The 14977-nt window shown below is 68.6% G+C and carries 11 protein-coding genes; 7 read left to right on the forward strand and 4 right to left on the reverse strand.

Translation table 11 applies throughout. The features are described 5' to 3' along the window. Positions 1-9: 9 nt before the first annotated feature. The 4 genes from ACSQ2B_RS02825 to ACSQ2B_RS02840 all read left to right on the forward strand — a co-directional run bounded on the left by ACSQ2B_RS02825 (position 10) and on the right by ACSQ2B_RS02840 (position 5365). Entirely contained in the window at positions 10-840 is an 831-nt protein-coding gene (locus ACSQ2B_RS02825; RefSeq protein WP_436047146.1) for a helix-turn-helix domain-containing protein, read from the forward strand. Positions 841-1023: 183 nt separating this feature from the next. After that, positions 1024-2910, forward strand: coding sequence for an HWE histidine kinase domain-containing protein (locus ACSQ2B_RS02830; RefSeq protein WP_436049564.1), 1887 nt, complete (start codon positions 1024-1026; stop codon positions 2908-2910). A gap of 129 nt (positions 2911-3039) precedes the next feature. After that, on the forward strand, positions 3040-4221 hold the full coding sequence (locus ACSQ2B_RS02835; protein ID WP_436047148.1) for an acyl-CoA dehydrogenase family protein: 1182 nt from the start codon (positions 3040-3042) through the stop codon (positions 4219-4221). Between the two features lie 10 nt (positions 4222-4231). Next, positions 4232-5365 (forward strand): acyl-CoA dehydrogenase family protein, encoded by a 1134-nt coding sequence (locus ACSQ2B_RS02840; protein WP_436047150.1) that lies wholly within the window; start codon positions 4232-4234, stop codon positions 5363-5365. A 13-nt stretch (positions 5366-5378) separates the two neighbouring features. Here ACSQ2B_RS02840 and ACSQ2B_RS02845 read toward each other — a convergent pair whose 3' ends face one another. Genes ACSQ2B_RS02845 through ACSQ2B_RS02855 form a run of 3 tightly spaced genes read right to left on the reverse strand, consistent with a single transcriptional unit; the run spans position 5379 to position 9335 of the window. Further along, positions 5379-6347 carry a 3-hydroxyacyl-CoA dehydrogenase NAD-binding domain-containing protein gene (locus ACSQ2B_RS02845; protein WP_436047152.1) on the reverse strand — a complete coding sequence of 323 codons (969 nt, stop codon included), beginning with the start codon at positions 6345-6347 and terminating at the stop codon, positions 5379-5381. Continuing rightward, the gene (locus tag ACSQ2B_RS02850; protein ID WP_436047153.1) at positions 6348-7181 is read right to left on the reverse strand and encodes an enoyl-CoA hydratase/isomerase family protein; all 834 of its coding nucleotides are present in this window, start codon (positions 7179-7181) and stop codon (positions 6348-6350) included. Positions 7182-7223: 42 nt separating this feature from the next. After that, entirely contained in the window at positions 7224-9335 is a 2112-nt protein-coding gene (locus tag ACSQ2B_RS02855) for a 3-hydroxyacyl-CoA dehydrogenase NAD-binding domain-containing protein (RefSeq protein ID WP_436047155.1), read from the reverse strand. Between the two features lie 217 nt (positions 9336-9552). Between ACSQ2B_RS02855 and ACSQ2B_RS02860 the strand changes: the two genes are divergently transcribed. The 3 genes from ACSQ2B_RS02860 to ACSQ2B_RS02870 all read left to right on the forward strand — a co-directional run bounded on the left by ACSQ2B_RS02860 (position 9553) and on the right by ACSQ2B_RS02870 (position 13102). Beyond that, positions 9553-10701, forward strand: coding sequence for an acyl-CoA dehydrogenase family protein (locus tag ACSQ2B_RS02860; protein WP_436047157.1), 1149 nt, complete (start codon positions 9553-9555; stop codon positions 10699-10701). Positions 10702-10729: 28 nt separating this feature from the next. Beyond that, a complete protein-coding gene (locus tag ACSQ2B_RS02865) occupies positions 10730-11701 on the forward strand; it encodes an SDR family NAD(P)-dependent oxidoreductase (RefSeq protein ID WP_436047159.1) in 972 nt (323 codons plus the stop codon). Between the two features lie 180 nt (positions 11702-11881). Further along, a complete protein-coding gene (locus ACSQ2B_RS02870; RefSeq protein WP_436047161.1) occupies positions 11882-13102 on the forward strand; it encodes an amidohydrolase family protein in 1221 nt (406 codons plus the stop codon). 268 nt (positions 13103-13370) lie between these two features. Here the strand turns inward: ACSQ2B_RS02870 and ACSQ2B_RS02875 are convergent, their stop codons facing one another. Further along, complete coding sequence (locus ACSQ2B_RS02875) at positions 13371-14948, reverse strand: AMP-binding protein (protein WP_436047163.1); 1578 nt, start codon at positions 14946-14948, stop codon at positions 13371-13373. Positions 14949-14977: the final 29 nt, after the last annotated feature.

Genomic DNA, 14977 nt, shown 5'->3' on the forward strand with positions numbered 1-14977 from the left:
GCGCGTCGGGTGCTTGAAATCTTGGAATATTTTGACCGGGATCACCCGTCGGCGACGGTCATGGACATGTCGCGGGCGCTGGCCTATCCGCAGTCCAGCACCTCGGAGCTGCTGCGGTCGCTGACCCGCCTGGGATATCTGCACTACAACCGCTATCGGCGGACCTACAGCCCCAAGGCGCGGGTCGCCTTGTTGGGATCGTGGGTCGACCCAGCCCTGTTCCGGGGCGGCACCGTCCTGGGCGCCGTCGATAAGGTGGCCGAACTGGTCGGCGAGACGGTGCTGCTCTCGACGGCGGCGAACTACCTCCTGCAGCACCTGCACGTCGTGCCGGGCGCCTCTGAGCAGGCCGTCCTCGAGCACGCCGGCCGTGACGAGTCGCTGTTGCACAGCCCTCAGGGCCGGCTGATCCTGTCGAGCTATCGGGACATGCATATCCGCTCGGCCTTGCACCGGCTGAACGCCGAGGAGCCCGATCCGGAGCGCCGGGTGCGCATCAGCGAGCGGCTCCAGGAGCTGGTCGAGCTGCGCAAGCAAGGCTGGCTGATCGAGCCCGAGGCGCGCGACGACGGCGCGGGCGTGGTGACAATCCTGTTGCCGCCGCGGCGCGGCGTCGAGCGCCTGGCCCTGAGCGTGCTCGCCACCCGCGAGACGATCGAGACCCGCGGGGAGGAGATCCTGGCGATCATGCTGCAGGAGCGCGACCACATTCTGCCGCAGGCCCCGAGCCCGCCGCCGCCGACCGTGATGCGCGCCACCATCAGCTCGGATTTCGAGGGCCTGGCCGAGGTGGTCGGCTCGTCTCAGGACAACCATCGGCCGCGAGCCCTGGTCGCCTAGCGCGGCGGCGATCCCAAATGACAGGTCCGCCCGGCTCGCATGAGCCGGGCGTTTGTTTGGGAGCGGCGGAACGAGTCCTGAGGCACGACTGTGCATGTGGGAGCACGAGTTCCGGTTCTCGTCCTAGTTGCTTGCCCTCGACCACGGATGGTGTGCTTCCTAGGCGCCAACGTGTTGCTCGAAATGGGAAATCTCCACTCTCACGACGACGAGGCGGCTTTCCTGCGCGACGTCGGCGCGACGGGGGAGCTGATCGCGAAACACGACTGGGCCTCGACCCCGCTCGGACCGCTCAGCGCCTGGCCGCAGAGCCTGAAGACCGCCACGGGGATTCTGCTGCGGTCGCCGGTCCCCATGATGTTGCGGTGGGGCGAGCACGGCGTCCTGATCTACAACGACGCCTACGCCGCCATCGCCGGCGCCCGCCACCCACAGTTGCTCGGCTCCACGGTGCGGGAGGGTTGGTCGGAGTCCGCCGACTTCGAAGACCGGGTCATGAAACCCGTTCTGGGCGGCGCGACCGTGGAATATCGCGACCAGGCTGTGACGCTTCAACGCACGGGCAAGCCGGATCAGCTCTGGTTGAACATCGACTACTTTCCGGTTCCGGACGAGAGCGGCCGGCCCGCGGGCGTCCTGGCGATCGTGGTGGACACCACGGAGCGCGTTCTCGCCGAGCGCAAGGCGGGCGCTCAGGCCGAGCAGCAGCGGCGGATGTTCGAACAGGCGCCCGGCTTCATCCGCATCACCCGGGGGCCGGACCACATCTTCGACTTCGTCAACGAAGCCTACATGCGCCTGATCGGCAAGCGGGACATCATCGGCAAGCCGCATCGGGAGGTCTTCGCCGACACGCTTGAGCAAGCCTACGTCGAGATCCTGGACCGCATCTACGCCACCGGTGGACGCCATGTCGCGCGGGCGCAGCCGGCCCGCCTCAAGAAGAGCCCGGAAGGTCCTGAAGAGGTGCACTTTATCGACTATGTCATGCAGTCTGTGACCGGCGAGGACGGCAAGGTCACGGGCATTTTCGTCGAGGGATTCGACGTCACAGAGCAGGTGCGCGCCCAGGCGGCGGTCGAGGAAAGCAATCGTCGGCTGAACGCCGCGATGTCCGTCGCGCGCCTCGGCGTCTTTGAAATGGACCTGGAGACCAGACAAGCGACACTCAACGCTCGCGCGCGCGAGATCTTCGGGTTCGGCCCTGACGAGACCCTCATGATCGAGGACGTGAACAGGCGGATCGAGAGCAACGATCTCCAAGGAATCCGCGATCAAGCGTACGCCGACAAGGCCGTCGGTCAGACGCGACGGGAGCGCGAGTATCGGATCCACTTGCCTGACGGCTCGCTCCGCGACGTCGTCAGCGTCAACGACTACTTCCCAGCTCCGGATGGACGGCTGACGCGGGTGGTCGGCGTGGTCGATGACGTCACCGAACGGCGCCGCGCGGAACAGCGGCAGCAGCTGTTGATCAACGAGCTCAATCACCGGGTGAAGAACTCGCTCGCCACCGTGCAGTCGATCGCGGCCCAAACGCTGCGCTCCGCGCCCGACCTGACAAGCGCCCGGGAACTTTTCGAAACACGGCTGGTGGCGCTCGCCGCCGCGCACGACCTGCTGACTGCGGAAAGCTGGCGCGGCGCGCGGCTCACCGACGTCGTGGCCAGCGCCATGGCGCCATTTGAAGCGACGCAGCGGCCGCAGATCAACCGCTCGGGCCCGCCGGTCTGGTTGGCGGCGCATCGCGCGCTCGCCCTCGCGCTCGCGCTGCACGAGCTCGCCACCAATGCCGCAAAGTATGGAGCGCTGTCCGTTCCGGAGGGACGCGTGACGATCAGCTGGAGCGCATCTGGCGAGCAGCTGACGCTCTCCTGGATCGAGGAAGGCGGCCCTCCGGTCGCGGCGCCCACCCGCTCCGGATTCGGCACGCGGCTCCTGCAGCGCAGTCTCGCCCATGACCTGCATGGCGAGGTCGCCTTCACCTTCGCGCCGGAGGGGGTTCGCTGCGAGATCCGCTGCGAGGTGGAGGACGTTCGCGCCGCAACCACCGAGATCGGCGAGGCTTGAGCCCAGAGGCCGCTTTCGCCCCTCGGATATCAGCCATGTGCTGGCTTCCTGGGAGACCCGCTCCTTTCGTTGACGCGCGGCCGCCAAGGCCGGATTCCGATTGGGCTTACCCGCCTCGGATTGCGATTGATGAACCTGGATTTCACGAACGAGGATCGCGCCTTCCGAGACGAGGTCCGGGCGTTCCTGCGCCAAGCCCTGCCGCACGAACTGCGCAGCAAGATGATCGCCCGCCAGCATCTCGAGAAGGCGGACATCGTGGACTGGCAGCGGATCCTGAACGCCCGCGGCTGGGCCGTCCCCGGCTGGCCGGTCGAATGGGGCGGGCAGAGCTGGACGCCGACCCAGCGCTACATCTTCCAGGAAGAGATGGCGCTCGCCCATGCGCCCGAAGGCTCGCCGTTCAACGTCAACATGATCGGTCCGATCATCGCCGCGTTCGGCTCCGAGGCGCAGAAGCGGCGGTTCCTGCCGGCGACGGCCAATATCGACATCTGGTGGTGCCAGGGGTTCTCCGAGCCGGGGGCCGGCTCTGACCTGGCGGCGCTGAAGACCAGCGCCGTGCGCGACGGCGAGGACTACGTCGTCAACGGCCAGAAGATCTGGACCACCCAGGCCCAGCACGCCGACTGGATGTTCGCCCTGGTGCGGACCGACAATAGCGGCAAGCGACAGCAGGGGATCACCTTCCTGCTGATCGACATGCGCACGCCCGGCCTGACGATCCGACCGATCGAATCGATCGACGGCGTTTCGGACCTGCACGAGGCCTTCTTCGACAATTCCAGGGTTCCGGTGGCGAACCGCATCGGCGAGGAAGGTCGCGGCTGGGATTACGCCAAGCATCTGCTCGGCCATGAGCGCAGCGGTATTGCGCGCATCGGCCTCTCCAAAGAGCGCCTGGCCTTGTTGCGCCGGCTGGAGACCGAGCTGGCCGAGGCGGGCGTGCTCGATGAGCGCGACCGCCAGCGGCTGCGCCGCAAGCTGGCCGAGGCGGAGGTCGAGCTTCGGGCGCTCGAGCTGACGCAGTTGCGCGTTGTCGCCGCGGATGCGCACGGCGGCGGGGCGAACACCGCCGCCTCGATCCTCAAGGTCAAGGGCACCGAGCTCCAGCAGCGCATGACCGAGCTCGCCATGGAGCTGGCCGGCCCCGCGGGCCTCGCCATCGCCGACCATGAGGATGAGGTAAGCAACGACGGTTGGGTCGCCGCGGCCGCGCCCTACTACTTCACCATGCGCAAGGTCTCGATCTTCGGCGGATCGAACGAGATCCAGCGCAACATCATCGCCAAGACCGTCCTCGGCCTCTGAGGAGCCCCAGATGGATTTCGAGCTTTCCGAGGAGCAGCGGCTGCTCGCCGACATGGTCGGCGGTTATGTCCGTGATCGCTACGGTTTCGAGGCGCGCGCCCACGCCCTGCGAGACAGCCTGGGCTTCAGCCGGGCCGTCTGGCGCGACATCGCCGAGCTGGGCCTGCTGGGCGTGGCCTTCCCCGAGGAGGACGGCGGCTTCGGCGGCGGCGGCGTCGAAATGATGATCGTCATGGAGGCGTTCGGGCGCGGGCTGGTGGTGGAGCCCTATCTTGCGACCGTGGTGATGGCTGGCGGCCTGCTGCGCCGCGCCGCTTCGCCGGCGCAGAAGGCGGCGCGCATTCCGCAAATCGTGGCCGGCGAGCGCATCATGACGCTTGCGCACCAGGAAGCGCAGGGGCCGCGCCACACCGTCGAGAAGCTTCGAACCACGGCGGTTCGGGCGCCAGACGGCTGGGTGTTGAAGGGGGCCAAGGTTTCGGTTCTGGCGGGCGCGGCCGCCGACGAGCTGATCGTCAGCGCGCGGACCGCCGAGGGCGTCAGTCTCTTCCTCCTCGACCCGGGCCTCGCCGGCGTCACCGTGCGTCGCCGTGAGGGCTTCGACGGAATCGCCCTGGCGGACCTTCATCTCGCCGACGTCGCCCTTCCAGCCGAAGCCTTGATGGGTCGCGCGGGCGAGGGCGCGGAGCTGCTCGCCCGGGTGTTCGAGGAGGCCAACGCCGCCCTGTGCGCCGAAGCCGTCGGGGTGATGAGCGAGATGCTGGAGATGACGACGGAGTACCTCAAGACCCGCACCCAGTTCGGCTTCGCGATCGGCGGCTTCCAGGCCCTGCAGCACCGGGCCGTCGAGATGCTGATGCAGACCGAGCTATCGCGCAGCATGGCGATCCTGGCGGCCCTGTCGCTCGAGCGCGGGCCGGAGGAGCGCTGGCGCAACGTCGCGGCCGCCAAGGCGAAGATCGGCGCCGGCGGCCGGTACGTGGGCCAGCAGGCGGTGCAGCTGCACGGCGCGATCGGGCTCACGGCCGAATACAAGATCGGCCACGCCTTCAAGCGGCTGACGGCCATCGAGCTGATGTTCGGCGATGCGGACCACCACCTCGACGCCCTGGCCGAGGCCGGCGGGCTGGTCCCGCTGAGTTGAAGACGCGCTGCCGCTACTCGTCCGACCGTTCGTCGAGGATCTGCAGCAAGGCCAGCAAAGCGCGGTCCTGCGCCTTGGCCAGCTCGGCCACCGGGCGGTCCGCCGTGGCCTCGGCCATCTGTCTGACCAACAGCGCCTGGAGCTCCGGATCGGCGAGATCGGGCGTGGTCATGCTTTCCCAGCGCCGGATGACGCCCGGAGAGAAGTGCTTCAGGAAGGCCGCCAGACCGCCGTCGCCGCCGGAGGTGTGGAAGGTGGTGAACTGGCCCTGGATGGCCCACTTGAGCGCCGGGCCGTAGCGGATCGCCGCGTCGACGTCCTCCACGCTGGCGGTCCCGCTGGCGACCAGAGAGACCGCCTCGCGGAACATGGCGCTGGTCAGCCGATTGGCGATGTGGCCGAAGATCTCGCGTCGCAGCCGCACCGGATGCTTGCCCATGGCGACATAGAGGGCCTGTGCCGCATCGATCGCGGCGGGATCGGTGGCCTCGCCCCCGCCGAGCTCCACGAGCGGCATCAGGTGCACGGGATTGAACGGGTGGCCGAGGACGAAGCGGTTCGCCGTCGCCAGCTCCGTCACCAGCTCGCTGATCGGCAGGCTGGAGGTGCTGCTGGCGACGACCACGTCCGGCGCGGCGAGGCGATCGAGCTCGGCGAACAGGGCCCGCTTGAGGTCGGCGCGCTCCGGCGTGCTCTCCTGGACGAAATCGACGCCGGCCACGGCCCTGCCCAGGTCCGTATGGACTGAGAAAGCCGGCGGCGCGGCGTCCCGCGCCAGGCCGCGGGCGATCATGGCGGGCCAGGCCTGGGCGACGTGCGCGCGAGCCTTTTCCGCCGCATCGGGCGAAGGATCGTAGAGCTCGACCGCCAGCCCGTGGCCCAGGAAGGCGGCGAGCCAGCCCGAGCCGATCAGGCCGGCGCCGACGACGGCGACCCGCCGGACCTGCTCCGGTCGCCGCCAGCCTCTGTGTTCCGCGGCCAATCAGTAGCCCTTGAAGACGGGGGTTTGCTTGTTGGCGAAGGCGTCCGTCGCCGCCGCATAGTCGTGGGTCAGCATGGTCATCGACTCGTAGGCGATCGACAGTTCGAGGATCTGGTTCAGCTGGGCCTTGAGCTGCTTGTTCACCGAGGCCTTCGACCAGCGGACCGCCCACACCGGCTGGGCGGCGATTTCCCGGGCGATCTCCAGCGCGCGTTCGAGGACCTCGGCCTTCGGATGCGCGTAGTTGACCAGGCCCATGTCGGCGGCTTCCGCGCCGCGGATCAGCTTGCCGCGCATCAGATATTCCTTGGCCTTCTGCGGGCCGACCAGCAGCGGCCAGACCACCGCCCCGCCGTCGCCCGCGACCAGGCCCACCTTGATGTGGGTGTCGCCCAGCCGGGCGTCGTCGGCCACCAGGCTCATGTCCGAGAACAGGGCCAGCGTCGTGCCGAGTCCGATCGCGTCGCCGTTCACCGCGGCGATGATCGGCTGCGGGCAGAGCAGCATGTGCTCGAAGAGGCGCAGCGTGTTCTGCGGGACGCGCAGGGCGTACTGCAGGCCGTATTCGGTGAGCGCCCGGTCGGCCATCTTCTTGATGTCGCCGCCGGCGGAGAAGGCGCGGCCAGCTCCGGTGAAGACGATGGTCTTGATGGATTCGTCGCGGGCCAGGTCGACCCAGATGTGCTCGAGCTCCCAGTGGTTGTGGGGACCGACGGAATTGAGCTTTTCCGGGTCGTTCATGGTCAGGACGCAGACGCCGTCGGCGCCGGTCTCGACGGTCAGGAACTTGTACTTGCTGTAGTCGATCGTGAAGGGCGGCGGGAAATCGCTCATTTCAGGCTCCGAAAAATTCATCTGGCTCAACAGGCGCGGACGTCAGGCGGCGAGGCGCTGCTTCTGCCACTCGGCGAAGGTGGAGCCGCGGCCGGCCAGCTCGGCGAGCAGCGGCGCAGGCTTTAGCGACGGATCGCCGGGGGTGTCCGCGGCGAAGGTTTCAAGGCGATCGGCGATGCGGGCGAGCCCCACCTCGTCGGCGTAGAACATCGGCCCGCCGGTCCAGCGCGGCCAGCCGTAGCCGTTGATCCAGACGAGATCGATGTCCGAGGCGCGCTGGGCGACGCCTTCCTCCAGAATGCGCGCGCCCTCGTTGATCAGCGGATAGAGCATGCGCTCGATCATCTCGGCCTGGCCGATCGGCCGGCGCTCGACGCCGAGCCGGGCCGCAACTTCCAGGATCAGCTGTTCGACCTCCGGGTTGGGCTGGGGCGTGCGATCGCCGGCGGCGTAGCGATAGTAGCCCTGGCCGGTCTTCTGGCCGAACCATCCCCGTTCGCAGATCGCATCGGCCACCGGGAACGGCGTGCCGCGCCGCTTGCGGATCGACCAGCCGATGTCCAGGCCCGACATGTCGTTGATCGCCAGCGGGCCCATCGGGAAGCCGAAGGCCTTCAGGGCGTCGTCGACGTCCTTCGGCATGGCGCCCTTCTGCAGCAACAGGTCGACCTGGGCCGAGCGCTTGGCGACCATGCGGTTGCCGATGAAGCCATCGCAGTTGCCCGAGACCACCGGGACCTTGCCGATCTTTCGGCCCACGGCCATGGCGGTGACGATCGCCTCCGGTCCGCTGTCGGCGGCGCGCACCACCTCCAGAAGCTTCATGACGTTGGCGGGCGCGAAGAAGTGCATGCCGACGAAGTCCTCAGGGCGCTGCAGCGCCGCGGCGATGGCGTCGACGTCCAGCGCCGAGGTGTTGCTGGCGAGGATTGTCCCCGGCCGGCAGACGCGCTCCAGTTCGGCGAAGATCTCCTTCTTCAGCGCCTCGTCCTCGAACACCGCCTCGACGACGAGGTCGCAGTCGGCCGCGGCGCTCCGCTCGACGGCGCCGGAGATCAGGCCCATGCGCTTGTCCATCTCCGCCTGGGAGAGGGAGCCGCGCTTCACCGAGGCCGCGTAGTTGCCCGCCAGGCGGTCCAATCCGCGGTCCAGCGCGTCCTGCGTCGCGTCGATCAGGGTGACTGGGACGCCCGCGCCGGCGAAGGACATGGCGATCCCGCCGCCCATGGTGCCGGCGCCGATGACGGCGGCCCGCGCGACCGGGCGCGGCGCGACGCCGGCGGGCAGGCCGGAAACCTTGGCCGCTTCGCGCTCGGCGAAGAAGAGATGCCGCAGCGCGCGCGACTGGCCGCCCGCGATCAGCTCGGCGTTCACTTCGGAGTCCGCCGCCAGAGCGTCGTCGATCGGCTGGGTGAAGGAGCGCCGCACCGACGCCACCGCGGCGGCTGGACCGGCCTCGCGGCCGCGGCCGCGCGTCAGTTTTTCCGCCAGCGCCTCGAAAGCGGCAGGATCGAGGCGCGTCGCGGCGATCTTGTCCTGGCGCTCGCGCACCGGCGTCGCCGCGAGGCCTTCGGCGAGGATGCGGCGGGCGAAAGCCTGCCCGACCTCGAGAGGCTCGCCTTCGAGCACCGCATCGATGACCCCGAGCGCCAGCGCCTCGGCCGCGGTGATGGTCTTCCCGGAGAGGATGAGCTCCAGCGCCTTCTCGGGGCCGATGATGCGCGGCAGCCGCTGCGTCCCGCCTGCGCCCGGGATGATGCCGAGACTGATCTCCGGCAAACCCATCCGCGCGGTGGGAACGGCGACCCGGAAATGACAGCCCAGCGCCACCTCCAGACCGCCGCCCAGGGCGGTTCCATGCAGCGCGGCCACGAGCGGCTTGGCCGAGGCCTCGAGTCCCGCGATGGCCTGTTGCAGCGAGGGGTCGCGCTTGGGCTTGCCGAACTCGGTGATGTCCGCGCCGGCGCAGAAGGTGCGGCCGCGGCAGGCGAGCACGATCACCCTCACCGCGGGATCGGCGTTCAGGTCCGCGACGCCGGCGAGCAGGCCCTCGCGGACCGCATGGCTGAGCGCGTTCACCGGCGGGGAATCGACCAGCAGCAGGCCGATCTCGCCGCTCACCTCGATCGAAACCACTTTGTTGGCCAATGACATAGCACACATCCCCGCGCCCGGAGCGCAACGCGCCGCCGGCGCACTCGTCTTCGAGGAACACCAAGGATTTAGGGGCCTGGAGTGTCAATCCAGCGTCCCGGCCGCCGGGCCAGTCATCGCACTTGTGTTCGGTTCTCCGCAGGCGCGCCGAGAGCTTCTCGGCGGAGCGATATTTGCTCTAAGCGGCGGTGAAACCGCTTCGCCAGAAGAGACCCACATGAACTTCGAGCTTTCCGAAGAACAAAGACTGTTTCGCGACGCGGTCGCCGCCTTTGCTCAGCGGCGGCTGGCGAGCGATGCTTTGGCGCGGGCGCATTCCGACGAGTATCCGTGGGACGTCGCGCGCGACATGGCCGAGCAGGGCCTGCTCGGCATCACCATCCCGGAGGAGAAGGGCGGGGTGGGCGGCACGCTCATGGACGCGGTGATCGCCATCGAGCAGGTGGCGGCGGTCTGCCCCCGCTCGGCCGACGTGGTTCAGGCGGGCAACTTCGGCGCGATCCGCACCTTCGCCCAGTTCGCCACCGAGCAGCAGCAGTCGGACTATCTCGCGGCCCTGCTGAGGGGCGACGGCCTGATCGCGGTCGCCATGACCGAACCGGGCGCCGGCTCGGCCGTGACGGAACTCACCACGACCGCGGTCCCCGACGGCGACGGCTTCCGGGTCAGCGGCCAGAAGATCTTCACGACGCACGGCCTGCACGCGACGGTCTTCCTCGTCTATGTCCGCTACGGCCCTGGCACCGGCAACATCGGCTCGGTCCTGATCGAGCGGGGGCAGGAGGGCTTCACCTTCGGCAAGCCGGTGCGCTTCATGTCCGGCGAGGAATGGAACCCGCTGTTCTTCGACAATGTCTACGTGCCCAAGGAGAAGGTCCTGCTCGGGCCGGGCGGCTTCAAGCAGCAGATGTCCGGCTTCAACGTCGAGCGGATCGGCAACACCGCGCGCAGCCTGGCGCTCGGCCGCTACGCCTTCGACCGGGCGGTGGAGCACGCCAAGACCCGCAAGCAGTTCGGCCGTTATCTCTGCGAGTTCCAGGGCCTGCAGTGGAAGTTCGCCGAGATGAAGATCAAGCTCGATGCGGCCCAGCTCCTGCTCTATCGCGCGGCGACCAACGCCGACGCCGGTTTTCCCTCGCCCGAGGAGACGGCGATCGCCAAGGCGGCCTGCAACCGCGCCGGCTTCGACTGCGCCAACGAGGCGATGCAGATCATGGGCGGGGCCGGCTACAGCGAGGACGGCCTCGTCGAATATTGCCTGAGGCGCACGCGCGGCTGGATGATCGCCGGCGGCGCGGTCGAGGTCCTGCTCAACCGCATCGCCGAGGGGGTGTTCGACAGGCGCTTCCCGCAAGGGCCGGCTTAGCGCGTGTCGGCTGCGGAAAGGGCGCGTCATGGATGAGATTGATTTCCGCAATCAGGTGGCGGTGGTCACCGGCGCTGGCGGAGGCCTGGGCGCCGCCTTCTGCAAGGAGCTGGCGCGCCGCGGCGCGGCCGTTGTCGTCAACGATCTCGGCGGCTCGACGACCGGGGAGGGCGGCTCCGCCGATTACGCCGATCGCGTCGTCGACGAGATCCGCCGGTCCGGCGGGACGGCGGTCGCGAACTACGACACGGTGGCGACGGAAGCCGGCGGCGAGGCGATCATCCGCGCGGCGCTGGACGCCTTCGGCCGCGTCGACGTGGTGATCAGCAACGCGGGCAACCAGCGCAACCGGCGCTTCGGCGAGTTTACGGCCGACGACATCGATGCGGTGCTGGCGGTGCACGTGAAGGGCGCCTTCTTCGTCACCCAGCCCGCCTATCGCCAGATGGTGAAGCAGGGCTACGGCCGGATCGTCCTGGTGAGCTCGCAATCGGGAATCTTCGGCAATCCCATCCGCGCGAACTACGGCGCCGCCAAGACGGCGATGATCGGGCTGATGAACGTCATCGCCCAGGAGGCCCCGCCGGGCGTGGCGGTGAACTGCCTGTTCCCGAACGCGCGCGGCGGACGCCTGGGGGGAGAGCCCGGCGACGTGCGGCCCGACGCGGATTTTCTCGCCGCGGCCGCGGAGCGCTCGCGCCACTATCTCGACGGCATGGATCCCAGCTTCGTGGCCGCCATGGCCTGCTACCTGGCGAGCGGCGCCTGCGACAGCTCGCAGAACATGTACTCCGTCCTAGGCGGGAAATACTCGCGCATCTTCGTCGGCCTGACCGAGGGCTGGTTCAAGCCGGGAGCGGCCGCGCCGAGCGTCGAGGAGCTCGCGGCGCACATCGCCGAGATCGACGACCAGGCCCGCTACGTCGTGCCGAGGAGCGGTCTGGAGGAGATGGATACGGCGGTGGCGGCGGCCCTGCGGACGGCTCCAACCCGACCTTGAGGCGCCGTCCGCCGAGCGCGCTCACCAACTGTGCGTCCCGGCGATGATCGAGCCTTCGGGGCGAGTCATCAGAGATATGAACACCGCCGCCCACGTCTCGTCCGGCGGCGCCCCATGGCCTAGTGTTCAGACACTAACAGAGCGCCGCTTTATTGCGGGAGTAGAGATGTGGAGAGGGGAATGGCCAAGGTCAAAACCATAGGCGAGGTGCTGCCCACCTATGAGGGGCCGATCTTCGACTGCGATTCCCACATCTGGGAGCGCGATTACGACTTCCTGCGCAAATATTTGCCGCAAGATCTACACGCGGAGTGGCTGGTCGCGCGCAAGGTCGGTCCCGACGGCCGCTTCGGCCTGCACATCGGCGACCGCATGGTCGAGAACGCGGAATCGAATGCGCAGGGGCTGGTGCCTCCGCCGGGCAAGCTGAAGGAATGGCTGCAAGCGATGAAGGAGGGCAAGTCCAACGTCGAAGGCTGGGGCCTGCCGACCGAGGACATGATGGAGCCCGCCGCCCGCCTGGCGAAGCTCGACGAGTTCGGCGTCGAGGGCTGCATCCTGTTCGTCGGCGAGTTCGTCTCGACCTTCGGCTATTTTCCCCAGGACGCGACCGGCGCCCGGGTCCTGCACGCCTACAACGAATACCTGCACGAGCACTGGGGCTTCGCCTACCAGAACCGCGTCTTCTCCACGGGCCTGCTGAGCCTCTGGGATCTGGAGGCCGCGATCGCCGAGGCCAGGTGGCTGGTGGAGCGCGGCGTGCGGGTGGTCTGCATGCCGATGGGCCCCGCCGGCGGCCGCTCGCCGGCCGACCCCTACTTCGATCCCGTCTGGCAGATCCTCAACGATGCGAAGGTGGCCGTCACCTTCCACGTGTCCGAAGCCAACTTCATGCACCCGCTGATCCGGGAGTTCGGCGAGACCCCGCTGCAGTCGCGGCGGACGGGCCAGACGGCGTGGCAATGGATGTTCTGCTACTCGGAGCTGCCGGTGCAGATCACCATGGCCAACATCATCTACCACAACTTCTTCGAGCGCTTCCCGGAGATCCGTATCGCCTCCGTCGAGAACGGAGCCAACTGGGTGCCGAGCTTCCTGGAGAAGATGGACAAGATGCGGGGCATGGCCAAGAACGGCTACTGGCCCTGCGGTCAGCTCAAGGAGCGGCCGAGCGCGATCTTCAAGCGTCACTGCTTTGCGGTGGCCTACCCTGAGGACGACGTGAAGGGCGTGGTCGAGCGGATCGGCACCGCCGACTGCATCCTGATGGGCTCGGACTATCCGCACGCCGAGGGCGTGCCGGAGCCGCGCGACTTCTACGGCGAAGCCTTGACGGAGCTGCCCTACGAACAGGCGCGTGCGATCATGTACGATAATGGCAAGCGCTTCATGCGCCTCTGAGCCTCGCTCTCAGGGCTGCGAGATACACAACCGGCGCCGCTCTTGAGCCCTCTCCCCACAGCGTGGGGAGAGGGGTGGGTGAGGAGCGGCGGGGCCTCGTCGCGTCGCCGGTCGGTGGAACGAGGATCCTTGTTGCCCCCCTGCAGAGCGTGCGGTCGCCTGCGTGTGCAACCGGATTGATTCCTGACGGATTGGACCGGGATGATCCCTGACACTTCCCTCTCCCCGCAGCGGGGAGAGGGCGTTGCCGTAGCCCACCGGTTCGACCTCAGCCGACCCCGAGCCTTTCGAGCGCGGCCTGCTTGAGCACGAACTTCTGCACCTTGCCGAGCGGCGTCTTGGGCAGGGCCTCTTCCAAGAACAGATGCCGCGGAACCTTGAAGTTCGCGAGGCGCTCGCGCGCCCAGGTTGTCAGCTCGGCGAGCGCCAGCGAGGCGCCGGGCTTCAGCACGACGAAGGCGGCGCAGACCTCGCCCATACGTGCGTCGGGCGCGGCGATGACCGCAGCCTCGGCGATCGCCGGGTGCGCGAGGAGGGCGTGCTCGATCTCGGCCGGATAGGCGTTGAAGCCGCCGACGATGACCACGTCCTTCAGCCGGTCGAGGATGCGCAGGCGCCCCTCGGCGTCGATCCGCCCGACATCGCCGGTGTGCAGCCAGCCTTCCGCGTCGATCGCCTTGGCCGTGGCCGCCGCGTCTTCGAAATAGCCCTGCATGACGTTGGGACCGCGCACGAGAAGTTCGCCGGCCTCGCCGTTCGGCGCGGCGATCTTCAGCTCCGTGCCGGGCAGGGCGCGCCCGACCGTGCGGGCGATGGTCTCGAAATCGTCGCCCGGGGTGTTGACGCTGACCAGCGCCGTCGCCTCGGTCAGGCCGTAGCTGGTCAGGAAGAGCTCGAAGCCCAGCTCCTCGCGGGCGCGGCGGATCAGCTCGACCGGCACGTTCGAGGAGCCGGTGTGGCCGACGCGGAGGCTCGAGAGGTCGAAGGCGCCGCGCTCAGGGTGGTCGAGGATGGCGTTGAACAGGGTCGGCGAGCCCATCAGCACCGAGATCCGCTCAGCCTCAATCCGTCGCAGCGCCTCGCCCGGGTCGAACACCGCCGTCGGATAGGCGCTCATGCCGGCCAGCAGGGCGGACACCCATCCCGAACGATAGCCGAACGAGTGGAAGAAGGGATTGACGATCAGGGCGCGGTCGCCGCGGCGCAGGTCGTTCGCCTTGTTCCACAGTTGGACCATCCACAGGGCCTGGCCATGGGAATGCATCGCCCCTTTCGGCGCGCCGGTGGTCCCGCTGGTGAAGAGGATGTCGCAGAGGGTCTCCGGCCGGACCGCGGCCTCGCGCTGAAGCAGGGCTTCGCGCGGCGCGAGCTCGTTCAGCAACCGGCGCCAGCTCAGGGCGCCGTCGGTGGTCGGTTGCTCGTCGAAGAGGACGACGGCCTTCAACGCCGGCAATCCGCTGATGGGCCCGTCGCCTCCGGGGCCGCCCATCGCCGAGCGCAGCATCTGCACGTAGTCGGATCCCAGGAAGCCGCCCACGGTGAAGAGGGCCTTGGCCCGGGACTTTTCCAGGATGTAGCCTGCCTCCTGGCCGCGGAAGCGGGTGTTGATCGGCGTCATCACCGCGCCGATCATCTGGATGGCGCAGGCCGCGACGATCCAGGCGCCGCTGTTCGGCGCCCAGATGGCCACCCGGTCGCCGTCCTCGACGCCGAGCGCGATCAGGGCGCGCGCAGCCTCCTCCACCTTCGTCTCGAGCTCGCGGAAGGTGAGGGTGCGACCGTCCTCCTCGACCAGGTAGACGTCGTCGCCGTAGGCGGCCGCCGCCCGCCGTACGAGCTGCGGCATGTGATGGTCCGACGAGAGGTCCCAGCCCT

It is taken from the genome of Phenylobacterium sp. LjRoot225, assembly GCF_964252855.1.
GTDB lineage: Bacteria > Pseudomonadota > Alphaproteobacteria > Caulobacterales > Caulobacteraceae > Phenylobacterium.

Coding starts and splice junctions, on each gene's coding strand:
- ACSQ2B_RS02830 (WP_436049564.1), top strand. CDS start 1,024: ATGGGAAATCTCCACTCTCACGACGACGAGGCGGCTTTCCTGCGCGAC.
- ACSQ2B_RS02835 (WP_436047148.1), top strand. CDS start 3,040: ATGAACCTGGATTTCACGAACGAGGATCGCGCCTTCCGAGACGAGGTC.
- ACSQ2B_RS02840 (WP_436047150.1), top strand. CDS start 4,232: ATGGATTTCGAGCTTTCCGAGGAGCAGCGGCTGCTCGCCGACATGGTC.
- ACSQ2B_RS02850 (WP_436047153.1), bottom strand. CDS start 7,181: ATGAGCGATTTCCCGCCGCCCTTCACGATCGACTACAGCAAGTACAAG.
- ACSQ2B_RS02855 (WP_436047155.1), bottom strand. CDS start 9,335: ATGTCATTGGCCAACAAAGTGGTTTCGATCGAGGTGAGCGGCGAGATC.
- ACSQ2B_RS02860 (WP_436047157.1), top strand. CDS start 9,553: ATGAACTTCGAGCTTTCCGAAGAACAAAGACTGTTTCGCGACGCGGTC.
- ACSQ2B_RS02865 (WP_436047159.1), top strand. CDS start 10,730: ATGGATGAGATTGATTTCCGCAATCAGGTGGCGGTGGTCACCGGCGCT.
- ACSQ2B_RS02870 (WP_436047161.1), top strand. CDS start 11,882: ATGGCCAAGGTCAAAACCATAGGCGAGGTGCTGCCCACCTATGAGGGG.
- ACSQ2B_RS02875 (WP_436047163.1), bottom strand. CDS start 14,948: ATGCCGCAGCTCGTACGGCGGGCGGCGGCCGCCTACGGCGACGACGTC.